General features: G+C 48.9%; 25 protein-coding genes, 2 pseudogenes and 1 riboswitch. Of the genes and pseudogenes, 5 read left to right on the forward strand and 22 right to left on the reverse strand.

Annotated elements, in window-relative coordinates; all coding sequences use genetic code 11:
* Window positions 1-97: 97 nt before the first annotated feature.
* The 5 genes and pseudogenes from B4113_RS02450 to B4113_RS02470 all read right to left on the reverse strand — a co-directional run.
* Window positions 98-1,963 (reverse strand): annotated as a pseudogene (locus B4113_RS02450) (vitamin B12-dependent ribonucleotide reductase); the annotation flags it as partial.
* Window positions 1,964-2,287 carry an LAGLIDADG family homing endonuclease gene (locus B4113_RS21085; protein ID WP_160331357.1) on the reverse strand — a complete coding sequence of 108 codons (324 nt, stop codon included), beginning with the start codon at window positions 2,285-2,287 and terminating at the stop codon, window positions 1,964-1,966.
* Between the two features lie 10 nt (window positions 2,288-2,297).
* A complete protein-coding gene (locus B4113_RS20230; RefSeq protein WP_235597939.1) occupies window positions 2,298-2,849 on the reverse strand; it encodes a hypothetical protein in 552 nt (183 codons plus the stop codon).
* A 243-nt stretch (window positions 2,850-3,092) separates the two neighbouring features.
* Window positions 3,093-3,878 (reverse strand): annotated as a pseudogene (locus B4113_RS02465) (ribonucleotide reductase N-terminal alpha domain-containing protein); the annotation flags it as partial.
* Window positions 3,879-4,131: 253 nt separating this feature from the next.
* Window positions 4,132-4,968 carry a biotin/lipoate A/B protein ligase family protein gene (locus B4113_RS02470; protein WP_033019007.1) on the reverse strand — a complete coding sequence of 279 codons (837 nt, stop codon included), beginning with the start codon at window positions 4,966-4,968 and terminating at the stop codon, window positions 4,132-4,134.
* 191 nt (window positions 4,969-5,159) lie between these two features.
* On the opposite strand from B4113_RS02470, the gene B4113_RS02475 reads away from it, so the two are divergent.
* Window positions 5,160-5,534 (forward strand): rhodanese-like domain-containing protein, encoded by a 375-nt coding sequence (locus B4113_RS02475; protein ID WP_061912159.1) that lies wholly within the window; start codon window positions 5,160-5,162, stop codon window positions 5,532-5,534.
* 113 nt (window positions 5,535-5,647) lie between these two features.
* On the opposite strand, the gene B4113_RS02480 is transcribed toward B4113_RS02475, so the two are convergent.
* The 4 genes from B4113_RS02480 to gcvT all read right to left on the reverse strand — a co-directional run bounded on the left by B4113_RS02480 (window position 5,648) and on the right by gcvT (window position 11,113).
* Entirely contained in the window at window positions 5,648-6,862 is a 1,215-nt protein-coding gene (locus B4113_RS02480; protein WP_082799286.1) for an ROK family transcriptional regulator, read from the reverse strand.
* Window positions 6,863-7,171: 309 nt separating this feature from the next.
* The gene (gene gcvPB, locus B4113_RS02485; protein WP_061912185.1) at window positions 7,172-8,644 is read right to left on the reverse strand and encodes an aminomethyl-transferring glycine dehydrogenase subunit GcvPB; all 1,473 of its coding nucleotides are present in this window, start codon (window positions 8,642-8,644) and stop codon (window positions 7,172-7,174) included.
* Window positions 8,637-9,983: an aminomethyl-transferring glycine dehydrogenase subunit GcvPA gene (gene gcvPA / locus B4113_RS02490; RefSeq protein WP_061912160.1), complete on the reverse strand. Its 1,347-nt coding sequence runs from the start codon at window positions 9,981-9,983 to the stop codon at window positions 8,637-8,639. The genes gcvPB and gcvPA overlap by 8 nt, the downstream gene beginning before the upstream one ends.
* A 35-nt stretch (window positions 9,984-10,018) precedes the next feature.
* Complete coding sequence (gene gcvT / locus B4113_RS02495; RefSeq protein WP_033019002.1) at window positions 10,019-11,113, reverse strand: glycine cleavage system aminomethyltransferase GcvT; 1,095 nt, start codon at window positions 11,111-11,113, stop codon at window positions 10,019-10,021.
* A gap of 183 nt (window positions 11,114-11,296) precedes the next feature.
* A riboswitch (glycine riboswitch) is annotated at window positions 11,297-11,385 on the reverse strand.
* 219 nt (window positions 11,386-11,604) lie between these two features.
* Here gcvT and B4113_RS02500 point away from each other — a divergent pair.
* Both B4113_RS02500 and B4113_RS02505 read left to right on the forward strand, forming a co-directional pair.
* Window positions 11,605-13,269 carry a DEAD/DEAH box helicase gene (locus tag B4113_RS02500; protein WP_033019001.1) on the forward strand — a complete coding sequence of 555 codons (1,665 nt, stop codon included), beginning with the start codon at window positions 11,605-11,607 and terminating at the stop codon, window positions 13,267-13,269.
* Window positions 13,256-14,050 carry a YqhG family protein gene (locus tag B4113_RS02505; RefSeq protein WP_033019000.1) on the forward strand — a complete coding sequence of 265 codons (795 nt, stop codon included), beginning with the start codon at window positions 13,256-13,258 and terminating at the stop codon, window positions 14,048-14,050. The genes B4113_RS02500 and B4113_RS02505 overlap by 14 nt, the downstream gene beginning before the upstream one ends.
* Before the next feature lie 173 nt (window positions 14,051-14,223).
* On the opposite strand, the gene B4113_RS02510 is transcribed toward B4113_RS02505, so the two are convergent.
* The 8 genes from B4113_RS02510 to B4113_RS02540 form a co-directional block, all read right to left on the reverse strand.
* Window positions 14,224-14,406: a YqzE family protein gene (locus tag B4113_RS02510; protein WP_033018999.1), complete on the reverse strand. Its 183-nt coding sequence runs from the start codon at window positions 14,404-14,406 to the stop codon at window positions 14,224-14,226.
* 40 nt (window positions 14,407-14,446) lie between these two features.
* The gene (gene comGG / locus B4113_RS02515; RefSeq protein ID WP_033018998.1) at window positions 14,447-14,836 is read right to left on the reverse strand and encodes a competence type IV pilus minor pilin ComGG; all 390 of its coding nucleotides are present in this window, start codon (window positions 14,834-14,836) and stop codon (window positions 14,447-14,449) included.
* 54 nt (window positions 14,837-14,890) lie between these two features.
* Entirely contained in the window at window positions 14,891-15,373 is a 483-nt protein-coding gene (gene comGF / locus B4113_RS02520; RefSeq protein WP_108209741.1) for a competence type IV pilus minor pilin ComGF, read from the reverse strand.
* Entirely contained in the window at window positions 15,310-15,636 is a 327-nt protein-coding gene (locus B4113_RS02525; protein ID WP_033018997.1) for a hypothetical protein, read from the reverse strand. The genes comGF and B4113_RS02525 overlap by 64 nt, the downstream gene beginning before the upstream one ends.
* A complete protein-coding gene (gene comGD / locus B4113_RS02530; protein WP_033844174.1) occupies window positions 15,620-16,063 on the reverse strand; it encodes a competence type IV pilus minor pilin ComGD in 444 nt (147 codons plus the stop codon). The genes B4113_RS02525 and comGD overlap by 17 nt, the downstream gene beginning before the upstream one ends.
* On the reverse strand, window positions 16,047-16,229 hold the full coding sequence (locus B4113_RS18410) for a hypothetical protein (protein WP_235597940.1): 183 nt from the start codon (window positions 16,227-16,229) through the stop codon (window positions 16,047-16,049). Before B4113_RS18410 ends, comGD begins: the two co-directional genes overlap by 17 nt.
* Before the next feature lie 9 nt (window positions 16,230-16,238).
* Entirely contained in the window at window positions 16,239-17,915 is a 1,677-nt protein-coding gene (locus B4113_RS02535; RefSeq protein ID WP_061912161.1) for a recombinase family protein, read from the reverse strand.
* Window positions 17,916-17,988: 73 nt separating this feature from the next.
* Window positions 17,989-18,213, reverse strand: a complete 225-nt coding sequence (locus tag B4113_RS02540; RefSeq protein WP_061912162.1) for a hypothetical protein — start codon at window positions 18,211-18,213, stop codon at window positions 17,989-17,991.
* Between the two features lie 290 nt (window positions 18,214-18,503).
* Here B4113_RS02540 and B4113_RS02545 point away from each other — a divergent pair, with 290 nt between their 5' ends.
* Complete coding sequence (locus B4113_RS02545) at window positions 18,504-18,746, forward strand: helix-turn-helix transcriptional regulator (RefSeq protein ID WP_061912163.1); 243 nt, start codon at window positions 18,504-18,506, stop codon at window positions 18,744-18,746.
* A 49-nt stretch (window positions 18,747-18,795) separates the two neighbouring features.
* On the opposite strand, the gene B4113_RS02550 is transcribed toward B4113_RS02545, so the two are convergent.
* The 5 genes from B4113_RS02550 to B4113_RS02570 form a co-directional block, all read right to left on the reverse strand.
* Window positions 18,796-19,455, reverse strand: coding sequence for a replication-relaxation family protein (locus tag B4113_RS02550; RefSeq protein WP_061912164.1), 660 nt, complete (start codon window positions 19,453-19,455; stop codon window positions 18,796-18,798).
* Window positions 19,442-20,626 carry an FtsK/SpoIIIE domain-containing protein gene (locus tag B4113_RS02555; RefSeq protein WP_061912165.1) on the reverse strand — a complete coding sequence of 395 codons (1,185 nt, stop codon included), beginning with the start codon at window positions 20,624-20,626 and terminating at the stop codon, window positions 19,442-19,444. Before B4113_RS02555 ends, B4113_RS02550 begins: the two co-directional genes overlap by 14 nt.
* Before the next feature lie 9 nt (window positions 20,627-20,635).
* Complete coding sequence (locus tag B4113_RS02560) at window positions 20,636-20,986, reverse strand: hypothetical protein (RefSeq protein ID WP_153017110.1); 351 nt, start codon at window positions 20,984-20,986, stop codon at window positions 20,636-20,638.
* A 139-nt stretch (window positions 20,987-21,125) separates the two neighbouring features.
* Window positions 21,126-21,344, reverse strand: coding sequence for a hypothetical protein (locus B4113_RS02565; protein ID WP_235597941.1), 219 nt, complete (start codon window positions 21,342-21,344; stop codon window positions 21,126-21,128).
* Window positions 21,337-22,164 carry a ParM/StbA family protein gene (locus B4113_RS02570; RefSeq protein ID WP_061912167.1) on the reverse strand — a complete coding sequence of 276 codons (828 nt, stop codon included), beginning with the start codon at window positions 22,162-22,164 and terminating at the stop codon, window positions 21,337-21,339. Before B4113_RS02570 ends, B4113_RS02565 begins: the two co-directional genes overlap by 8 nt.
* A 203-nt stretch (window positions 22,165-22,367) precedes the next feature.
* On the opposite strand from B4113_RS02570, the gene B4113_RS02575 reads away from it, so the two are divergent.
* The gene (locus tag B4113_RS02575) at window positions 22,368-22,601 is read left to right on the forward strand and encodes a helix-turn-helix transcriptional regulator (RefSeq protein ID WP_061912168.1); all 234 of its coding nucleotides are present in this window, start codon (window positions 22,368-22,370) and stop codon (window positions 22,599-22,601) included.
* Window positions 22,602-22,662: the final 61 nt, after the last annotated feature.

Below are 22,662 nucleotides of genomic sequence, written 5' to 3' on the forward strand. Positions count from 1 at the left end.
GACAAATAATGTAAAAACAAAAGCAGGAGGCTGTCCTCAAAAGGTCGTTTTACCGACCTTTTGGGACAGCCTCTTTCGTTCATCCCATCCTTTTCCATTACAACCCGCACTTCAGCTGGGCGCCGCAGTTCGTGCACGTGTTGCAACCGCCGATCTCTTCGACCGTCCCTTCGCGGCAAATCGGGCAAATGTTGCCGATTTCCGAGCCGATCGTCACATCGGTGGCGCGCACGTCTTGAATCGTATCAACGAGCACGACAGGGCGTTTCGCTTCGTGTTCTTCCCCCTGTTCGGGGAGCAGTTCAAGCTGCTCTTCGACCTGATTTTCCTCTGCCTTTAACGTCAACACTTGCGTATCGCGGCTGCCGTCGACATAGACGGTGCCGCCTTTCGCGCCGCCGCGCCATAACCGTTCGTACACTTTTTGCACTTGCTCGACGGTGTAGCCTTTTGGCGCGTTGACCGTTTTCGACAAGCTCGAGTCGACCCAACGTTGGATGATGCACTGCACGTCGGCGTGCGCTTCCGGCGGCAAGTCCATCGCTGTCACAAACCAAGGCGGCAAGTGATTCGGGTCGGCTTCTGGATGTTTGTCTAAATATTCTTGGACGATGTCCGCTTTCACTTCGATAAATTTGCCCAAGCGTCCGCTCCGGTAGTACGAGAACGAGAAGTACGGCTCTAGGCCGGTCGAGACGCCGACCATCGTCCCCGTCGATCCTGTCGGCGCCACCGTCAGCAAATGCGAGTTGCGGATGCCGTATTTCAAAATATCTTGGCGAATGTCTTCCGGCATCCGTTTCATGTAGCCGGTGTTGATGAACGCTTCGCGCAGCTTGCGCGTCTCTTCCTCCGTTTCGCCGACCAAAAACGGGAAGCTGCCTTTTTCTTTCGCCAGCTCGATCGATGCCCGGTATGCGGTCGTGGCGATCGTGCGGAACAGCTCATCGACAAGCTGGTTTCCTTCCTCAGAGCCGTACGCTTTTTCGCAGTAAATGAGCAAGTCTGCAAGCCCCATGACGCCAAGGCCGATGCGGCGCTCGCCGAGCGCTTGTTTTTTGTTTTCCTCAAGGAAGTACGGCGTGGCGTCAATGACGTTGTCTTGCATCCGCACCCCGATTTCGACCGTGCGTTTCAGTTTTTCGTAGTCCACGACCTTCCGTTCTTTGTCGACCATGTTCGCCAAGTTAATGGCGGCCAGATTGCACACCGAATACGGTGCCAACGGTTGTTCCCCGCACGGGTTGGTCGCCACGACTTTTTGTCCGTACGCGCGGGCGTTCGTCATTTCGTTGGCGTTGTCGATGAAGAAAATGCCCGGCTCGGCCGAATACGTCGCGCAAATGTTGATCAGCTTCCACAGTTCGCGGGCGCGGATTTTCCGGTAGACGCGGACGCGATAGCCCATTTTCTCCCATTCGCGTACATCGCCGACTTCATGCCATTTTTCGTTGTAAATGCGCATTTCCTCTTCGGAATAGGTTTCCACGTCCGGGAAGCGGAGCGCGTATTCTTCGTCCTTTTCGACCGCTTCCATGAACTCTTTCGTCAAGCAGACGGAAATGTTCGCACCGGTCAAAAAGTCTGGGTTGTGCACCGTATATGTACCGCCGGTGCGCAGTTTTTCTTCGGCGTCTTTGATGATGTCTTCGGTGAAACCGCCGTAGTCAGGCGCGTTCTTGTATCGGACGATCGCTTCGTACATCGCCCGCTCCCGCTCGGTGAGCGGCGTAAATTTCAGTTTGTCGCGCGCTGCTTTTTTGATGCCTTCGTCTTCCATATTTTCGAGCAGGTAGCGCAAAATGCGCGGGTTTTGCATTTTCGAGACGATGAATTCGATAATGTCCGGGTGCCAGTCGGCCAGCATAATCATTTGGGCGCCGCGCACATTGTTACTCGCTCGCTTCCACGAGCGGGCTAGGTCATTTCTGCCTAGCTCTCCGCCTTTCGGTCGGAGATCAGACTATATCATCAGGGAAGAGAAGATCTCGTATTTACGGTTCAACTTAAGGTCTCCATATCGATACAAGTGATGGAATATTTTCTTTACATCGTTAATACTGGAAACATATAGATCAAAACAACCTTGTTTGGCAGTTAGGGAGTTGACATTTTGGGCAATTCCATTAGCTTTGAGAAAATTTAAGATTCCTTCTAGTAATGGTCTTGATCCAGTAATACCAAACCTTACCCTAAGGTAGTCCTTCTCCCTATCACGATAATACCTTCTATACACTCTAATACTCCCATCAGCATCGAATATCCCCCTTAGAAAACTCCATTGCAATTCAATACTGTTAAATTGTTATCCATGGCTCTTTCCCAGTTTTCTTAGGGGATATTCCCAGTCTCATGAGATCATTACAGATTTTTGTACAACTAATTGTTAATGAATACTTATTTTGTTCATTACATGTATTATTTTTTCTAAACTTCACAGCTTCAGGAGCAATATTCATCTCCCTTGCTATACTATAAAGGAGATCTTTATCGGTTTCTGCCACAGTTAATACAAGTCGTTTTGATTTTTTACGATCATATAGCGTTCCATCACCTAAGATATAGCCAACTAAATAAGCCTGATTTGGGGTTCTGATATTGGAAAAATAGTTCTCGTTATAACCGTATTTTTTTACTGCTAACTTACCAGCCTCTCCAGGTGCTCTGGTTTGGAATACTCCCTGATCTTTATTCCATCTCATTAAGGTTCCCCTAGAAATCCCCAACATCATGGCGATTTTAACTTGGCTATATCCCTCCTCATGCAGATACTTTGCTGTTTTCATTATCTCTTCCCTGTCTCGCGCCTCGTATCCCCGTTGCCGCGGGATACGATTTACTCCTTCCATAGCCCTCCCCCCACGAAACAGTGTTCGTTACCCTGATTGTACCGAGGGCTGTAGGAAGTTTCAATAGTCGTTGAACCTTCATCTCCGTTTCCAGAGATGCTCGGCTGCTGGTTGCCCATTGTTGCATCCAACTTGTTTTCCAACCGTCACGTCTGCCGTCGCCAGCTCCGTTGTGGTCAAGTTGGCTTTAGGGTGTTCCAGCAATTCGCGAGATTTTACTCCCGCCGTTTTGCGCCCTAGTCAACGGGAGCCACCTTGCTCGACAAGGTGGGTCAGTTTGGCAATGTCATCCAACCACGAGACCGACCCGGACGATTTGCCGTTTACCCCGCGCGCGAGCGTATGGCGCGGCCGCAATGTCGAGCCGTTCGTCCCGACGCCGCCGCCGCGGCTCATGATTTCCATCACCTGCTTCCGATGCTCGGAAATGCCTTCGCGCGAGTCTTTGACAAACGGCATCACATAGCAGTTGAAATACGTCACTTCCTTGCCCGACCCTGCGCCGTACAACACGCGGCCGGCCGGCACAAAGTTCATGCTCGCGAGCTCTTGATAAAACTTTTCGAACCACTCGTTGCGCTTTTCTTCCGTTTTCTCCACAGCAGCGAGCCCGGTCGCATTCCGCTTGGCGATTTGCTCATAGAAAATCTCGAGCGGCTTGTCGATAATGTCGAGCGACCGAACGACAATACCGGTCTCCGCTTCTTCCCCTTCAAGCACGTGCCGGTATTCGTCCTCAATCAGCACGCGCGCTTTTTTCGTCTCCCAATCAACGTCAACGATAAACCCGAGGCCGCGGGCCGGAAACTTCGGATCTTCCTTGATCGTCAACACGACAAAATCGCCCGGCGCGAGCGTCAATTTCTCCGTGTCCTTGAACGAATACCGGTCAAGCATCACCAAACGGGATACGCCTTTATGGGTGATGTGCATATCGGGCGTAATCGGATGCACTTGCGGAAATAGGCGGATGTCCTCGTTCAGTTTGTCGATATCGATCTTCATTTTTTCGGATGACGCCACCGTCATTCTCCTATCTCTCCTCTTTTCTATAGTTTCTCATGTTTTTGCCAACGTTGCCCTGTCTTCTCTACCTTACCATATCGGACAGAAAAAAACAATATATAGTATGATTTTTTACGAAAATCATACTATATATTGTGAAGAGAACAAATCATGTCGTTTTTGTCAAGCAAAAAAAGCTAAACACGGCGAAAAGCAGAGAAAAACAGGGGAGTGCCGCCATTTTTGCCGGAAAACGAACGATTGACCACACCGCTGCTCAGCGCTTGAAGTTCCATTCATCGCTTTCATATTTCGTTCGCGCCAACGTTTCCACATATTCGCGCTCTTCGGCCGTCAGCGTATACGGCTCTAGCACGATATTCAATCCTTTTTCAAATCCTTTGTAAAACGCTGCCTTCGCTTCTTCCATCGTCACCGTCCGGCTCGTCAGTTCGTTGATGGCAACCGCCTTCTTTTTAAAATCGCGCTGCAGCCGCTCTTTCACCCGCTCGTTCGGGTATTTAAACAAACTGAACAGCAGTTCTTCGTCGAGATCAAGCAAGATCGATCCGTGCTGCAAAATGACGCCCTTTTGCCGCGTTTGCGCGCTGCCGGCGATTTTCCGTCCCTCAACGACCAGCTCGTACCATGACGGCGCGTCAAAACAAACAGCCGAGCGCGGGCTGCGCAAATCGGCTTTCTCTTCTTCTGTCTTTGGCACGGCAAAATACGCATCGAGCCCAAGGAAACGAAACCCTTCCAAAATGCCTTGGGAAATGACGCGATACGCCTCCGTCACGGTCGGCGGCATCGCCGGATGCGATTCCGAGACGATGACGCTGTAGGTCAGTTCCTTGTCATGCAAAACGCCGCGCCCGCCGGTCGGACGGCGGACAAAACCGAGGCCGTGCCGTTTCACCGCCTCTAAATCGATCTCTTTTTCGACTTTTTGAAAATAGCCGATCGACAAGGTTGGCGGATTCCAGCCGTAAAAACGAACCGTCGGCGGAATTTTTCCTTGGCTGTGCCAATCCAAAAGCGCTTCATCCAGCGCCATATTAAACGCCGGAGGACAATCTCCTGAATCAATAAAGCGCCATACTTCTTTTGCCATCGTTCCACCTTCTCTGTCATTCCTTGCTTCCGGCCCCTTGCGTTCTTGAGAAAGAGGCGTTGGGCCGCCCCTACTAGTTTAGCAAACAACGTCAGTCAAGGAAAGAAAAATGGCATCACGAAAAGACTTTGCTTTCTACGGGCGACTCTATATAATAGGAATAGTGGACGAAGGGAAAGGAGGCGTGAGGCGTGAAAGCGCTGCTCATCATTCTCGGGGCGATCGTCGTATATTCGCTCATCACCTATTTATGGCAGCGGAGAATCGTCAAAGCGTTGACCGAAGAAGAATTCCGCGCCGGCTACCGAAAAGCGCAACTCGTCGATGTCCGCGAGCCGGACGAATTTGCGGCTGGACATATTTTAGGAGCGCGCAACATTCCGCTCACGCAGCTGCGCATGCGCATGAAAGAACTGCGCAAAGATCAGCCGATTTATTTGTACTGCCAAAACGGGCTGCGCAGCGGGCGGGCCGCGCAAATGCTGTATCGAAAAGGATACCGCCATTTGTATCATTTAAAGGGCGGATTCAAAACATGGACGGGGAAAGTAAAGAAAAAGGCGTAGCCGCCCGTCGGCAACCAAAGGGGCTCGAAAGCGACGAGCCCCTTTTCATTCGTTTGCCTTTCCATCGGCCTTCAAGGCCGCCCCTCGCTTTCGGTGCGGAAAAGACGGGGGAATCAGCCTTGCTTTGCCTGCGGTGCCGGAAGCGCCGGCTCAAATTCCGGCGGCAGGACGACCGCCTCTAATACGGAAGCGGCAGCGCCAATCGCGCAGCTTTTTTCCTTCAACTCCGACGGAATGATATACGGCTCGCTTTCTTTTTTCACAAGAATGCGCCGCTTCACTTCTTGGCGCGCCGGGTCAAGCACGTGCTGCCCGGCTTGGGCGAGCGAACCGCCGATGATGACCGCTTCCGGGTTGTAGGCATACACCGTCTGCAGCAATCCGATGCCAAGATAGCGGCCCGCTTCCTCCAAAATGCGCGCCAGCTGCTCGTCGCTCTCGGCGGCCAGCGCCATCGCCGCGACAGAAAAACGGTCGCCGAGCCATTCGGAACGCCCTTGCTCGGCTAATCGCCGCTCAATATATTTTTCAGAAGCGTACATCTCCCAGCAGCCGATGTTGCCGCAGCTGCAGCGGATTCCGTTTAAATCGATCGTATGATGGCCAATTTCGCCAGCCAGCCCGTTTACCCCGCGATACAGTTGGTGCTGCAAAACGACGCCGGCGCCGATGCCGATGCCGGCGCTGATGTAAACAAAATGGGCAAACTCTTTGCCGGCGCCAAACCATTTTTCTCCGAGCGCCGCCAGCTTCGCCTCGTTTTCGACGATAATCGGATGGTGCGGCCACCGTTTTTGCAACGCCGAAGCGAGGGCGACATCTCCCCAGCGCAAGTTCGGCGCAAAAACGACCGTCCCGCTTTCGGTGTGAACCACGCCGGGCACGCCGATGCCGATGCCCATCACCCCGTACGGCGTCGCGGGCGCCCGGCGGATCGCCGCTTCAATGAGCTCGGCCATCTCACCGACGATCGCTTCCTGCCCCTCCGTCGGACGAAACGAACGGCGCTGCTCCCAAATGATTTCCGCGTTTAAGTTCGTCAGCACGGCGTACAAATAGTTGACGCCAAGCTCAATGCCGACTAGCGAACCGGCATCGGCGTTAAAGCGAAGCATGAGCGGCCGGCGCCCGCCCGTTGACTCGCCGATGCCGCTTTCGTGAACAAAGTGCTCGGCGATCAGTTCATCCACAAGCGCGGAAACGGTCGCTTTGTTTAAACCGGTCGTTTTCGCAATATCGGCGCGCGAAATCGGATGCTTTTCGCGAATCAATTTCAAAACGAGCTGTTTATTCATTTTTTTGACGAGCGTAATGTTTCCTGTCCTCACGTCTCTGTCATCCTTTTCATTGGATTGATCGGATCTGTCTTGCGAAAGGGCAGAGGCGCTTCACTATGGCTGTGCTGCATCCGTCGATTCCTGCCGTGTGGGCTTCTTGGCCATCCGCTTTTTCATTCAAGCCGTCGAGCGCCCGTGCGCCGACTGTTAAGGCTAACTTCTCCATATGAACACATGCTGTTTCTTCCCTGTCCATTAGTTTATATAATAAACTAATTTGACATTTCTGTCAATGGCTCATCCACCGTACAAAAAACGGCCCGCTCCGTTGGGGAGCGAGCGCTCATCAATGATCAAACGTCAGTTGTCGCTATGTTTTGGTTTTTGATAGCGCAAAATCGGCTTGCGGGCCGCGGTCGTTTCATCCAATCGCTTGACCACAGTCGTATGCGGCGCTTCTTGAACGATTTCCGGATTTTCCTCCGCCTCTTTGGCAATTTGGATCATGGCGTCAATAAACGCGTCGAGCGTCTCTTTTGACTCTGTCTCCGTCGGCTCAATCATCATGCACTCTTCGACGATGAGCGGGAAGTAAATCGTCGGCGGATGGAAGCCGAAATCAAGCAGCCGCTTGGCAATATCGAGCGTCCTGACACCGAGTTTCTTTTGCCGGCGTCCCGACAGGACGAACTCATGCTTGCAATGGCGGTTATACGGCAAATCGTAATAGTCGGCAAGCCTCCGCATCATATAGTTGGCGTTTAACACAGCGTACTCGCTCACCGCTTTTAAGCCGTCCGGCCCCATCGAGCGGATGTACGTGTACGCCCGGACGTTGATGCCGAAATTGCCGTAAAACGGCTTGACACGGCCGATCGACTGCGGGCGGTCGTCATCGAGATCATAGCCGTTTTCCCCTTTTTCGATGACTGGCTTTGGCAAAAACGGAATGAGGTCCGCTTTCACCCCGACCGGACCGGAGCCTGGGCCTCCGCCGCCGTGCGGGCCGGTGAACGTTTTATGCAAGTTCAAATGAACGACGTCAAAGCCCATGTCCCCCGGGCGCGCCTTGCCAAGAATCGCGTTTAAATTCGCGCCGTCATAATACAGCTTGCCGCCGGCTGCGTGGACGATTTCAGCCATTTCGACGATCTGCTCTTCAAACAGCCCGAGCGTATTCGGATTCGTGAGCATAAGCGCGGCTGTATCCGGACCGACGACGCGCTTTAAGTCTTCTAAATCGACAAGCCCATCGGCCGTTGATTGGACTGTCACCGTCTCAAAACCGGCGACCGTCGCTGACGCCGGGTTCGTGCCGTGCGCTGAATCCGGGACAATCACTTTCGTCCGGTTGAAGTCACCGTTTGCTTCATGGTAAGCACGGATCATCATCAGCCCGGTCCACTCGCCGTGGGCGCCGGCCGCCGGCTGCAAGGTGACGGCATCCATGCCGGTGATTTCTTTTAAATGCTCTTGTAAATCATACATCAACTCAAGCGCCCCTTGCACCGTCTTTTCCGGCTGAAGCGGATGAATATGGGCAAACCCAGCGAGGCGGGCGACGTTTTCATTGATTTTCGGATTGTATTTCATCGTGCACGACCCGAGCGGGTAAAAGCCGGAATCAACGCCGTGGTTTCGTCTCGACAGCGCCGTGTAGTGGCGCATTAAGTCAAGCTCCGACACTTCCGGCAGCTCTGGCTCTTCGGTGCGCAAGTAGTCGGCCGGCACGAGCTCGCTGACATCGACAGCAGGCACGTCAAGCGCCGGTAGGCTGTAGGCGATGCGCCCCGGCTTGCTTCGTTCGAAAATGAGCGGTTGATCATTACGCATGGCCATCCCCCAATTCATTGACAAACCGATCGATTTCTTCTTTTGTCCGCACTTCCGTCACCGCAATCAGCATATGGCCGGAAAGTTCCGGATAGTCGCGGCCAAGGTCATAGCCGCCGATGATCCCTTTTTCGAGCAGGCGATCGTTCACATCAGACACCGGCTGGCCGAGCCGGACGACGAACTCGTTGAAAAACGGGCCGGCAAACGGCGACGACAACCCGCGTTTTTCAAGCTCGCGTTTCGCGTAATGCGCCTTTTGCATATTCATCGCCGCCATTTCTTTCACGCCCCGCTTGCCGAGCGCCGAGAGCGCTACGGAAGCGGCCAAAGCGTTTAACGCTTGGTTGGAGCAAATGTTCGATGTCGCCTTATCGCGGCGGATGTGCTGCTCGCGCGCTTGAAGCGTCAAAACAAACCCACGGCGCCCGTCCTCATCGGTCGTCTGCCCGACGAGCCGCCCTGGAATTTTTCGCATGAGCGGCGCTTTGACGGTGAAATAGCCGCAATGCGGACCGCCAAACTGCGTCGGAATGCCAAACGGCTGCATGTCCCCGACAACAATGTCGGCGCCAAACGCCCCTGGCGGAGTCAGCACGCCAAGCGCCAATGGGTTGCTGGCGACAACGAATACACTTTTCTTTTCATGAACGAGCGGCGCGATCGCTTTCAGCGGCTCGATTTGACCAAAAAAGTTCGGATATTGGACGACAACGCACGCCACATCATCGCCCATTTCCGCTTCAAGCGCCTTAAGGTCGGTGACGCCGCCATCATACGGAATTTCTTTCACGTCAAGCTTCTGGCCTTTCGCATACGTGCGCACGACTTCCCGATATTGTGGATGAACGGCAGTGGAGATGAGCACTTTTTTGCGCTTCGTATGCGCGGCGCCTAGCAGCACCGCTTCGGCGAGCGCCGTGCCGCCGTCGTACATCGACGAGTTGGCGACGTCCATGCTGGTCAGCTCGCACACCATCGTCTGAAACTCAAAAATCGCCTGCAGCTCGCCTTGGGAAATTTCCGGTTGATACGGCGTATACGCCGTATAAAATTCAGAGCGCGACAGGACATGATCGACGACGGCCGGAATGGAATGGTCGTACACCCCGGCTCCTAAAAAGGAAACATATTGTTTGATGTTGGCGTTTTTTTCCGCCAAAGCCACAAGCTCTTTCCACAGCTCCGGCTCCGATTTGGCCGGTTTCACCTTCAGCTTGCCGCGGAGGCGAACTTGTTCGGGAATATCGGCAAACAAGTCGTCAATCGAGGCAACGCCGATCGTCTTCAGCATCTCCTGTTTGTCTTCTTCCGTCATCGGCAAATAACGATGGAGCACTGCGTTTTTCCCCTTTCCTTGTCGCTTTGGAATCGTCACTTAGCCCGCCTGTAAAACGGAATCGGCACGATGTTCGCTTTCAGCCGCTTGCCGCGGATGTCCACCTCGACCTCCCGGCCGATGGCGGCCACCTCCGCTTTCACCAAGGCTAAGCCGATGTTTTTCTTCAAGGTTGGTGACTGCGTGCCGGTCGTGACAAACCCGACCTCTTCGCCATCGGCAAAGACAACGTATCCGTGGCGCGGAATGCCTCTGTCGATCATTTCAATGCCGATGAGCCGGCGCGGCGGCCCTTCCTCTTTTTGCCGTTTCAATACCGCTTGGCCGATAAACGGCGGCTCTTTTTCCGTCTTGACGGCAAAGCCGAGCCCGGCTTCAATTGGTGAAATCGCGGTGGACAGCTCTTGACCGTAAAGCGGCAAACACGCTTCAAACCGGAGCGTATCGCGCGCGCCCAATCCGCATGGAAGAACGCCGTCACGAGCTCCAGCGTCGAGGATCGCCTCCCATAGCGCGGCGGCGTCTTCGGCGCGGCAGTACAGTTCAAACCCGTCCTCGCCGGTATAGCCGGTGCGCGAAACGAGCGCCTTCATGCCCGCAACTTCGACGCCGTCAGCGAACGAAAACGGGCGCAGCGCCGTCAAGTCGAAATCGGTCAACGTTTGCAGCACGCGTTCGGCCGCCGGCCCTTGCAAAGCCAGCTGGGCCGTCTCCGCCGATACATCCTCAAGCTCGACGTCCCCCTCGGCATGCTCGCTCAGCCAAGCAAAGTCGTTTTCGGTATTGGCGGCGTTGACAACCAATAAATAGTCGTCTTCCCCTTTTTGATAGATGAGCAAATCATCGACCGTGCCGCCGTTCTCATTACACATAAGCGCATATTGCGCCCGGCCAGGCCGCAGTTTGGCGACGTCGTTCGTCATCAGCTTTTGCAAAAACGCGAGGCTTCCGCGGCCGCGGACGGCGATTTCCCCCATATGCGACACGTCAAACAGCCCGGCACGCGTCCGTACGGCTTCATGCTCTTCTTTAATGCTGGAAAACTGCACCGGCATTTCCCAGCCGCCGAATTCAATCGTTTTGGCGCCATAGCGGGCATACGCCGGAAAAAGCGGCGTGCGCTTCAGCATCTCATTCCCTCCTTGTCGTCGATCGCAGAAAAAAAGACAGACTCCACCCTTTCGATCAAAGGGGGCTCTGTCCTGGCACCTGAAAGTTTCCCGCCGGCCGGCTGGCGCGTCCGTTTCCGGTCCGCGGGGCCGATCGGTTTCCTCTTGGGTGGCCTGCGCGAACGCAGGCGCTCTCCAGAGCTGCGTCAAGCAAGAGTCTTTTTGCCTGAGAGATTCGCGTTTTCGCTTGCTCCTTCGGCGCTACATTCCGTAGTCTCTCCCCTTGCCGTCATCCGCTACGCGATATTTTTTTCCAAAACGGGCATACTAACAAACGCCCTCAGCAACAAGTCATGTGAATGTTCTAAATTTATACTACCATTAACGACAGCCCGAGGGCAATAGGAAATGATCGAACTTTATTAGGAATTGAAGTCCAAAATGTTCTCTTTTTTATTTAACATACTATCTCTTTGACTGATAAACATTCGTCATGAGGGAAGGGGATCGCCATGAATATCGATTTGGAAATGGATCGGACATGGAAGGAGGAATTTCTCGAGCGCGTGGAAAAGGACGGACCGTGGGCGAGCTGGGAAATGTACGAACTGGCGCTGGAAGCTGCCCATCATTTGATCGTTCCGGAATTTGACGGCTTGCAGGCGCCGAAACATTTGCCGCATGTAACGATTCTGCCGCACCAGCTTGAAGTGGCGCGCCGCGTCGTCGAGGAAATGAACGGCAAAGCCATTTTAGCGGATGAAGTCGGCCTTGGAAAAACGATCGAAGCCGGTCTCATCTTGAAAGAATATATGATTCGCGGACTTGTCAAAAAAGCGCTCATTCTCGTTCCCGCCTCCCTTGTTTCGCAATGGGTGAGAGAGTTGAACGAAAAGTTTTTCATTCCAGCCGTCCAACAGAAAAAAAGCTACGTCTGGGAGCAGTGCGACATCGTCGTATCCTCGATCGATACGGCGAAAAAGCCGCCGCACCGCGACATCATCTATGAGCAGCCGTACGATATGATCATCATTGACGAGGCGCACAAACTGAAAAACAACAAAACGAAAAACTACGAGTTTGTGCAAAATTTAAAAAAGAAGTTTTGCTTGCTGCTGACGGCCACACCGATTCAAAACCGGATCGAAGAAATTTTCAACCTTGTCTCGCTCCTGAAGCCCGGCCATTTAGGCAGCGCCGAACAGTTTGCGAACACATACGGCAAAACGCGGGCGGTGCAGGCGAACGACCATTTAAAAGCGCTCGTCAACAAAGTGATGATCCGCAACCGCCGCGCCGACACGCCGATCGAATGGTCAAAGCGCCACGTCGAGCCGGTGCTGATCGAGTTTACCGATGAAGAGCGCGAGCTGTATGAGGCGGTAAAAGCGCTCCGTCATGCATCGTTCGCCGGATCGTTTTCGCTCATTACGCTGCTTCGCGAGGCGTGCAGCAGCCGCGAGGCGTTGTTTCTCACGATCAAAAACATGATCGACAAATGCGGTGAAGCAGTTCCAGAACCGCTTGAGCGCGTTTTGGAAAAAATCAACGCCGTCACGACGAACTCCAAAGCGGAAAAAGCGCTTGAGCTCATCCGCTCGATCAATGACAAAGTCATTATTTTCACCGAATATCGGGCGACACAGCTGTATTTGCAATGGTTTTTAAAGCAGCACGGCATCTCGTCCGTCCCGTTTCGCGGCGGCTTCCGGCGCGGCAAAAAAGACTGGATGCAGGAACTGTTTAAACACCACGCCCAAGTGTTCATCGCCACCGAGGCGGGCGGCGAGGGCATCAACTTGCAATTTTGCCGCCATGTCATCAACTACGACTTGCCGTGGAACCCGATGCGCCTTGAGCAGCGAATCGGCCGCGTCCACCGCCTCGGCCAGACGGATGACGTTTATATTTACAATTTTGCCGTCAAACAGACGGTCGAAGAGCATATTTTAACGCTTCTGTATGAAAAAATCCGCTTATTTGAGCGGGTCGTCGGCGAGCTGGACGACATTTTGGCGAAGATGAACCTCACTAACCTTGAACATTACTTGGAAGACGCGATCGTCCACTCACGGAGCGAAGGGGAAATGAAAATTAAAATGGAGAACATTATAGCGATGATCGAACTGGCAGAACAGCTGCGAAGAGAAGGAGGACAACGCCATGCAGCAACATGAAATCCGCCGCTTTGTGGAACGTTACTTTACAGCCAATGGCTGCGCGCTCCTAGAAGCCCATGATGATTACCTCACCGTTCAACTGACGGCGGAAATGGACAAGGAGCTGATGAATCGACCGTTTTACTGGCATTACATCGAACGGACGGGCGGCGTCCCGCAGCCGATGCAGCTCACGCTCATCACCCGCGCCAATGAACGAACAGACAAACTGAAAGGAGAACGCCTCCATTTCGGCGCGCCCCGCTTGCATCAGCTGTTTCGCTCGGCGCAAAAACGCGGCAGCTTCATCCGCCTGTATGAGGAGCCAAACGCGCCCTTAAACGGAAACGCCGCCCTTCATCCATGGCTTGGCATGAACGTGGTGATTTCGTATGAATGCGACCGAAAAAAAGATGAGATCGTTTCGCTTGGCATCCATCTCATCAGCGGAACGATCGTCGAGTCGTTTCACGAACGGCTGCGTGAGCGGCGGCTGACGCCGAAAATTCCCGATTATTGTTTCACGATTTCTCCGCTCATTAAACCTCGAAGCGGCATCGGTCGCCTTGAACAATACATCGAGAGCCGCATCGGTGCGGACGATCACACGTGGGCGGAGGAAGCGCGCCGGCGCTGGGCTGACGATTTGGCGTTGCTCGATGAATTTTACAAAGACTGTGAGGAAAAACCGGAATGCTACTATATTGAAAAAGAGGCGCTCGAAAAACAATACAAGCCGCGCATCATCGTTTCCATCGTCAACGGCGGCTTGTTTTACTTGCTGCCCCGCCAACCGTAAAAAACGGCGCGGCTGCGCAACATGGAAAGACACTTCCGTCTCGCAAACGACCGAACCGATGACGATCTCCTGCGGCTCCGCAACATGGAAAGACGCTTCCAGCCCCCGGGCGGAGCGAAACGGTACCACTCGCCCAACCAAAATCAGTCCGCCGGCAGTCAGCCGGCGGACTTTCACCGCGCACGGCGGCGAAATAAGAGACGGAGCGAAAACGGAACCATGCCAAACAAATGGTACGAGAGCGGAGGGCGCTCTTGTTTCCGCGATTGCCGTCGCTTCCTTCGCTCCTCTTTCGGCATATCCATGTAAGCGACAAGCTGTTGGGTGACAAACTTGACGTAATCGTTCACAGCCATCGAATCCCTCCCCCTTCAGTTTTCCCTCCTTCTTCCTTTTTTAACCGTTCCCCTCCCTCCACTCCGTAATATTGAGCGCCGGCAGCACGACGGTGAACGTCACCGCGCGCTGAAGCCCGGATGTTGAGCGGATCGATAACACGACCCGAACGCTCGTTTTGTCTTTCCTTTCCCAGCGATAGGCGGCAACCCCGCGCGGATAAGCCCATTCCCCTTCTTGCCCGGCCGTCGACAACGACGCTGCCGCGATCTGCGCTTTGACATCAACGACCGCCATCTGCACCAACTCCTCCGCTTCTGCCGCCTGCCGGGCCGCCTCAGCCGCTTGCCGCTCCGCTTCATACAGAAGCAAGGCGTTCGCCACAGCACACGAAAACAGCATCGCCACCACGGCGATGAACGGAAAAATGACACCTGCTTGCCGTTCCATCTTCTCCCCTCTTTTGCCGCTACGTTTTTTTCACGACCAATGTCGCCTTTCTCGCTAAAACGCGCGGGCGACAAACGCCTCCCAAACCGTTCCATCGTCAGCGACCACCGTCACAAACAAGCCGCGGGCACCGGTGCGATAAGAGACGGCGCGCACATGGCGAAGCGCCGTTTCATAGCCGGCGTCGTTCACCTGGCGAATCAATTCCGCCCGCCGCGTCGCGAGCAAAAAACGGACCGTCTCACCGCTCCACTTTTGCAAATAGAAGACGTCCCCATCGACCGACCAGCGCTCTGTTTCATTCATCTCGATCCGCAGCTGCTGCAAAAACAAGCGCCACTCAAGCGGCGAAAACCCGTCAATCGCCGCCGTTCCTAGCACGCGGGCGGACAAAAGCAGCGGAACAGCGGCGGTGATCATGATCGCCACCAGCAGTGAAATTAGCGCTTCGATCAACGTAAACCCGCTTGTTCCTACCGTTTGCTGTAGCCGCAGCGCTCCCGCTCGCGGCCGACGTAATCGTTCCAGCGCACGCATACGCGCCACGTTCTCTCTCCTTCCTCCCGTCCTTGCAACCGAAACGTCGTTCGTCCGTCCACCACGACCGCTTCCCCGACAAGCGGCTGCTCATACATCGCGACCGTCAATAGCTGATCCGCCTGCTCTTCGAGAACTAGATTGCGCCGTTCGGCGGCGATCTGCACAAGAAGCGGCAGAAACCCGGCGGCGGTCAGCCCAAGCAGCGACAACGCCAGCAGCGATTCCACGAGCAAAAAGCCTTTGCTACATTTTTTGCACATAAAATCTTCCTTTCCCGAGCAAAAACGTCAGCTTGTAGCTTTGCTTCACTCCTTGCACCCAAACCGTCCCTCCTCTTTCAATGTTGCCGTTGCCGGTAAAGACAAGCGGATTGCGCAGCGTCACTAGCTGAAACCGCCACGGGGAAGGGAGAGAACGGGCGGCGACCTGCCGCCCGCTGGCTGCCTCGATCACCTTGTACTCCGCGCCGCGTTCCGTAAAAAAGACCGCGACCTTCATCCGATGGGCTAAGGCGTATTGCTGCGCGCTATACAAATCGGTGCGCAGCACGGCGAGCATATGGATCTTGTTTTGCTCGCGCACGACGCCGCCAAGCGCGGGAACAGCCAACCCCGTCAGCAGCAAAACGACCGTCAGCACAATCAACATTTCCAGCAGCGTGAAGCCGCCGTTACGAACCGCTCTCACTCACAGCACCATCCGCGCTGATTTGCACGGCATGTCCGTTTGGACAACGGTCGGACTTAATATAACGGGCAGCGACCAGCTCCTGCACGGTCGGAACGCGGTGATACTCCATTTCATACGCCTTCACTTGCGCTTGCACGGTGTTTATTAATGTTTCCTTTGTCAACCATTTTTCTTATTTAATTTGAATTTTCCAACTATGCGGTATAATCTCCGTTTCCACGTCTTCAATTTCATCTTCAAAAATATAAGCGAGCATTGTTGGCAAATTAAAGTAAAACTCAAGTTCCCTTCCCTCTTCTGTTTCCTCGTATACAACGATTTTTTGAATCATCGCTAGTATTTCTTCGAACGTATATCTTTCTTTTTCTGCATACTCTTGAATTTTTTGATAGCTGCGCTGTATTTGCTGATTCTCTTCTTCAATGTATGACATATCATATTTCATTTTTTCACGTTCCAGCTTTTTGCGTTTTCGTTCTAATTGCTCGATTTTCCTTTGTGTCGCTTCAAGAAGAAGCTGACTATTTTCGTTTGTTAGAAATGTATCATACAGCTTGTCTATTTGCGCTCCGATCTCGTTAATTTCATTTTGTATCTTTTCACGCTCCTTTTCAACACTTTCCATTTTTCTTTTTTGAATATTCATGAGCATTTCGTACATTTGCTTTTCATAATCTTTCTTTTTAATCATTTCGTGTAAGATTTTCGATTGAACAAAATTCATAATTTCACGTTCAAGTGTATTATGACTAATGCCTTTCATGTCACATGTCCCATATATCCTGCGATTTCGGCAAAAATAATTATATTCCTTGATGACTGCATTTAATTTTTTTCTCATTTTGGTTGTAGAGACTCTGGTGAAATATGCCCCACATTTGGCACATATTAATTTTTTATAAAAATCACTTTCTCCCGTTTTTGCGCCGACTTTCCGCCCTGTTTTTGAAAATTGAACCCTGCTTTCCATGATTTCTTGTGCTTTTTTCCATGTTTCTTCATCGATAATTGCAGGAATAGCATTTTCAAGAATAACCCATTCCGATGGATCACGTTCAATGTATCTTGCAGATGACATTACATCTGGCTTTGTATATCGGTGAACGATAACTTTTCCGATGTATTTTTCATTTGTGAGTAGTCTTTTTACTGCCTCACCATCCCATTTTTTACCTCGGCGAGTTTTGATTCCTCTTTGGTTGAGTTCTTTTGCGATAATCTTTGTCCCTTTATTTTGGTTTGTATACATGTCGAAAATTTCACGAACAATTGCTGCTTCCTCTTCATTAACAACATATTTGTCATTTTGTTTGTCATACTCATACCCAAAAAGGACGACTGACATTTTATAATGCCCTTTTTTCGCCCGTTGAAGCTTCCCAAAGCGTACCTTTTTTGAGCGATCAATGGATTCTTGTTGCGAGAACAAAAGGAAAAGTCCAAGTCGAAATTCCCAGTCATTCATTTTAGTGGACAAATCAGCGTTTTCAAAAAAGATATATACTCCTTTTCGCTTCAATGCCCGAACAATTTCAATAGCGTTAATATTTCTTGCGAATCGAGAAACGTCTTTCGTGATGATCATTTCAAATTTGGGCTTTCTATCCGAAAGTTCAAATTCAATCCGTCCATTTTTCTTGATAATTGCGTCTACTCCTGCATCATGAAGCATTTCAAGAAACTTTTCACGTTTCGCACTTGTGCCGGAAAGCCCTTCATCAGCGTATATTTTATAGATTTCGTACCCCTTTTTGTGACAATACTCTATGTAATATTCCTCTTGGTGTTTTAATGAAGATAATTGATCTTCATGATCTGTACTAACTCTTGTGTATATTGCTACTTTCATATTTTCACCCCCAGTTTTTTCACATTCCTTTCTTTAATTGTACAATAAAAACCGCACTCATTCGAGTGCAGTTTCATTCTTCAACTGCTTCATTCACATGATTCCACTCTATATTGTAATCATCAACATTAACTTTTACTGTATTGTCATCAATTCGTGCAAGCTCCACTTCTCGAATATCCGCATTGAGATTAGATATCATTTCATGAATCTTTCTCATCGCTTCCTCAGCCGTTTTCGCTCTAATCACTTTTGAAACATTTAACTTAATTTCCCCAGCTACAAAAAAGTCACGCATGTTCTTCCCTCTCCCCTTTTTCTCATATTTTTATTACTTGTACGACTTTTTTTGTCAAATTCCTTTCTTTTTCTGCTGTTGCACGAAAAAAATTCCTGCAAGTAGGTACATTTTTTGCTGATGTGACATTTTCAACCATTCACTTGCTTTGATGATCATTGTTTCACCACCTTTTATTTTTATTAACGCCAAAAGTTATTAACTATTTAAGTTAATATTAACACTTATAGTTATTATCGTCAACAGTTAATAATAATGTTATAATAAAAAATAATATGAGGTGGTTAAAGATGATTAAGATTAAACTTAAACAATTACTCGAAGAACAAAATAAAACTATGTATTGGTTGTCTAAAAATACTGGAATTAGACCCAATACAATTAGCCAGTGGGTAAATAATGAGGAACTGATCGAAGATAAAAAGGTGAAAGAAATTAATGTTGAAACTTTAGACAAGATTTGTAAGGTTTTAAATTGTAGAGTCGAGGATATTCTTGAATATGTTGAAGATGAAAAAGACCACTCGAAATGAGTGGTCTTGCTTATTAACGCCAAAAAAGGGAACGGTAACTTACCGCCCCTTATGAGCGTAATTTTAGCCCATTCACTTTGATTTGATCAGTTTGATTTTGCTGTTGCCCAATCTGCTTCATAAACTCATCAATACTCTCCACTTGTGCAATCCTAAACGGATATTCCTCTACATTCACCTTTTTATTTACCTTCCCTACAATCAACACATGCGGAAATATCGGCTTCATATCGTTGACGAATTGCGTATATTTCCATTCTCCCGACTCATACCATGCGAGATATTTTTTCAATTTCTGTTCGAGTTGTTTTGACGTATATAACGAGTTCTGCACTTCAATAAACCACCTGCTTCCCTTCCACCGAGCAAAAGCATCTGGAATGAAGTCAGCAACGAACGGTTCTATATCGTACTGTTTCACTGTATCGTATTTAGACATATCAATGAATACTTGAGCGATAAGCAAATAGTGACCTACTTTCTGCGAATTTTCCTTTATGCTTGGTGGATTGGGGAAATAAACGTATTGCTGAAATGCTTTGTCTGTTCTTGCTGTAATATATCCATCTCGGCGAAGACGTTTGAGGACAAAATTTGCGTTTGTGTGTGGCTTTTTTGTGTGATTGAAAAACATTGAAGCTACTTGGTCACGACTCAAACATTTAAAACGCTCTAACGCTTCAATAATCTCTTTGTCACGCTCTCTCATCTTCATCAACCCCAAACCACTCAATTTTTTCCTGAATCGGCTCTAAAAATGTTGGCGTGTTCGATGTCTGTTTCGTTTTAGTTTTCACTTCTTTTGCTTCCTTTGCGATCATATATGGCTCAAGTATCTTTTTCGCTTTGTCTATATCAAGGTATGGGGCTTGTAGTTCTTCCTGTTTGGAGATGCGGAGAATGAATCGCCCTGCTGTGTCTAGCTTATCTGCCCCGATTGTATTTATCACTCTTGCGTTTGTTGCGTCAGCGACTTTGAAGCCCATTCTGACAGTTAAATTTGCTCTTATCGTTGTATCAAGAACATCAGCCGTAGGACGTTGCATCGAGAGAATAGCGAATACGCCAAGAGTACGCCCGATAGCAACGATTTCAATAAGAATATCCATGATTTTTGAGTCATTTCGTAACATGACAAACTCATCAATGCAAACGATGATGTACGGTTTCTTATGACTGTCTGGCAAGTCATCAATATGCGCTACCCCGAATTTGTCAGTGAGATTGCTTCGCTCGTCTAATTCTTGTTTAATGTGTAGCAACATCTTTTTAATATCAGCTGGACTGCTCAAAACACACTTCACATGCTCTACTTGTCTAAAGATGTGAAATTCGCTCTTTTTGCAATCAGCAAGATACAGTTCAAGCTCATGGGGCTTTTTGAATTGAATAAGCGTTGTGAGAATGGAACGTAATTGAGTTGATTTTCCAGAGCCGGTTTCTCCTGCAATGAGTATGTGAGGGTGCTTGATTAAATCAAATGTTCTCCATTGGTCATTTCTGTTTTTGCCGCAGATAATCGGTAATTTCATTCCTTTAATCACTGAATAAAAAGCATTGTAATCATATGGAACTTTATCATCAAACGCATGGTGATAAATCGTCAAGGTAAATTTCTTAATATCACCGTCAATTTCAATCTGTTTGCCGAATATTTGTTGAAAGACATATTCCTTTTTTGTAATTTCACTTGGATTCATGCCATTTCGCAATGTGAAAGTAAATACTGTTTTATTTTCCTTAAACTGAACCGAATGGATTTTCGGATAGATGTAAATCATCTTATCGCCACTCTTGTATATTTGATAAATTTCAGCACTCCTGAAACATTTCCGAAGCATCGATTTCATTTGCTGCTTTTTAAACCATTCCTTTAACATTGTTTCACCTCAAAATGTCGTAAATAATTTGTAAGTGAAATAAATAAATGTGCCAAGTGGCAAAAGTAAATTGGTTGTAGTGTTGATTAATTCAGCAATCAATGTATCTCCATTTCTGACAAAATGACGTTCAAGCATGGTTACACCAATCAATGCAATTCCAACTCCACCAACTAACAAAAGTGCAACATCGGCTGGAGAACCGTTCGGCATAAACGTTTTTGCTGAAATATCCACTCCCATAAAACTGAAAAACGGCATATTATATTTTTTAGGAGACGGTTTCGTTTTGTGATGCCCTGCCAAGAACTCACGAACGGAATACGTCTCCGTTTTTGTTTTGAAAATCATCAACTTCACCTTACTCTCTCTTAATGATTTGATAAAACCGCATAAACTCTACGATTGGGACACAAAAACTTTAGTAAGGTATACTTTAGTTGTAGCTAATGTTTCTACTAAAACTAAAAAGCAGAAAGTACTTTAGTTGCTACTATAGTTAGATAAATCCCCTTGCAATGTCCTCGTTTATCGTTATTTCGTTTTGAACAGGCATACTTGAAATGATTGATTGACCACCTTCCATATCTCTTTGAATCAATCGCTTCACATAAGCAGAAAAGTTAGGAAAACTGGAAGCATATTCAAACATTTTCTTTTGATATGGATCGGCTAAGTTAAAGGCGACTCCTTTAGTTTTCATAATTTTTTCAGCCATACAACATTTCCCCGATGCGATAAAATCCAATAGCATTTGCAAAAGTCGGTTCATGATATTGATTGTTGTGAATAGGAAGAAGAAGATTGCTATTGGAGAAATACTGCTTCAAATACGGATACAAAGGTTTAGCTCCGCCACCACAAAGCAATACGTAATCATGTTCATTCCATTTCGCTAAAGCTACATTCGCAATTCTTCTTGCAATTGCCTCTAAATCATTTGTCCGTACTGTTGCAAGCCCGAAACGCTCGGTAAAGGAATCTCGGTCAATATAGCGCATGTTGAGGATAGTTGCGAAGTTTACTGTTCCACTACCTATGTCAATAATTCGAACGAGATTTTTTTGAGGATGCGAAAGAATGGCTGAACTTCCCTCTGCTGCCACTTCAACATTGCGAATGACAATTTTCTTTTCAAGAAACCCATTTCCATAATCAACTTTAAGAAAATGAGTACCTTTCAACATATCTTTAATTTTGATTTTTTCTGATTCGGAATGAGTTGAAATCGGTTGACCAACAACAATATCATTAACTGTTTCATTACTATAACGATGAATGGCAAGGAGAATACGCAGTTTCGCTTCTTCATGAGCCTTTGAATCCCCTTTTCTTGTTCCTCCAAATTCACATTCATACTGTGCTATTGTTCCGGCAAACCATTTCCTTCCCTCGTACTCGAAAATCATGTCATCTTCTCCAAAACGTTGAATTAATTTGCGTTCACGATATTCTCCCATTGAAGATTCAAAAAGAAATACTCCTTTTTCAGTCACCACCTTCGTTTTTTCGTTTCCAGCATCAATTCCGAGAATCAAAACAATCCCTCCTATAGTTTCAAACTGGATAAAAACACCGCCTTGTTTTCCTTGAAGTGTTTTTATCTAGTTTCAAACTTATGAGGGGGTAGTAATTAAATTGCATGTCCAATGGAATTTTTTTTACTTATTATAAACTTGTATTATTTTTGCATGAAGGAAAAGAATGAGACGAGTGGAATTATTTTAAATGGTGATGTGTGATGAAAAAATATAAACTCAAAAGTAACATTGGAGAATTGATTGAAAAAAGTGGATTAAGGAATGATTACATACGGAAGCATGTAGATGTGAAGCAAAAGCAACTGTGGAATTGGAAAAAAGGAGTAAGTTTCCCAACTTTAGAGAAAGCTTTTATTTTGGCAAAAATTTTAGGATGTCAAGTGGATGATCTTGCGGAGTTAATTGAAGTTGAAGAAGATGAGGAAGAATATTAATTGATTGTTATCAATGGAGTGCTAATTAAAGAAAATCCAGTGAATTAAAAAGCCACTAGTA

The sequence above is a fragment of the Geobacillus sp. B4113_201601 genome (genome assembly GCF_001587475.1).
Taxonomy (GTDB): Bacteria; Bacillota; Bacilli; order Bacillales; family Anoxybacillaceae; genus Geobacillus; species Geobacillus icigianus.

Bases quoted from the DNA above. Each gene is read 5' to 3' on its own strand.
- B4113_RS20230 (WP_235597939.1), bottom strand. From the start codon at position 2,849: ATGGAAGGAGTAAATCGTATCCCGCGGCAACGGGGATACGAGGCGCGA.
- B4113_RS02470 (WP_033019007.1), bottom strand. From the start codon at position 4,968: ATGGCAAAAGAAGTATGGCGCTTTATTGATTCAGGAGATTGTCCTCCG.
- gcvPB (WP_061912185.1), bottom strand. From the start codon at position 8,644: ATGCGTAATGATCAACCGCTCATTTTCGAACGAAGCAAGCCGGGGCGC.
- gcvT (WP_033019002.1), bottom strand. From the start codon at position 11,113: ATGCTGAAGCGCACGCCGCTTTTTCCGGCGTATGCCCGCTATGGCGCC.
- B4113_RS02500 (WP_033019001.1), top strand. From the start codon at position 11,605: ATGAATATCGATTTGGAAATGGATCGGACATGGAAGGAGGAATTTCTC.
- B4113_RS02505 (WP_033019000.1), top strand. From the start codon at position 13,256: ATGCAGCAACATGAAATCCGCCGCTTTGTGGAACGTTACTTTACAGCC.
- B4113_RS02510 (WP_033018999.1), bottom strand. From the start codon at position 14,406: ATGGCTGTGAACGATTACGTCAAGTTTGTCACCCAACAGCTTGTCGCT.
- comGG (WP_033018998.1), bottom strand. From the start codon at position 14,836: ATGGAACGGCAAGCAGGTGTCATTTTTCCGTTCATCGCCGTGGTGGCG.
- comGF (WP_108209741.1), bottom strand. From the start codon at position 15,373: ATGCGTGCGCTGGAACGATTACGTCGGCCGCGAGCGGGAGCGCTGCGG.
- B4113_RS02525 (WP_033018997.1), bottom strand. From the start codon at position 15,636: ATGTGCAAAAAATGTAGCAAAGGCTTTTTGCTCGTGGAATCGCTGCTG.
- B4113_RS02535 (WP_061912161.1), bottom strand. From the start codon at position 17,915: ATGAAAGTAGCAATATACACAAGAGTTAGTACAGATCATGAAGATCAA.
- B4113_RS02540 (WP_061912162.1), bottom strand. From the start codon at position 18,213: ATGCGTGACTTTTTTGTAGCTGGGGAAATTAAGTTAAATGTTTCAAAA.
- B4113_RS02545 (WP_061912163.1), top strand. From the start codon at position 18,504: ATGATTAAGATTAAACTTAAACAATTACTCGAAGAACAAAATAAAACT.
- B4113_RS02550 (WP_061912164.1), bottom strand. From the start codon at position 19,455: ATGAGAGAGCGTGACAAAGAGATTATTGAAGCGTTAGAGCGTTTTAAA.
- B4113_RS02555 (WP_061912165.1), bottom strand. From the start codon at position 20,626: ATGTTAAAGGAATGGTTTAAAAAGCAGCAAATGAAATCGATGCTTCGG.
- B4113_RS02565 (WP_235597941.1), bottom strand. From the start codon at position 21,344: ATGGCTGAAAAAATTATGAAAACTAAAGGAGTCGCCTTTAACTTAGCC.
- B4113_RS02575 (WP_061912168.1), top strand. From the start codon at position 22,368: ATGAAAAAATATAAACTCAAAAGTAACATTGGAGAATTGATTGAAAAA.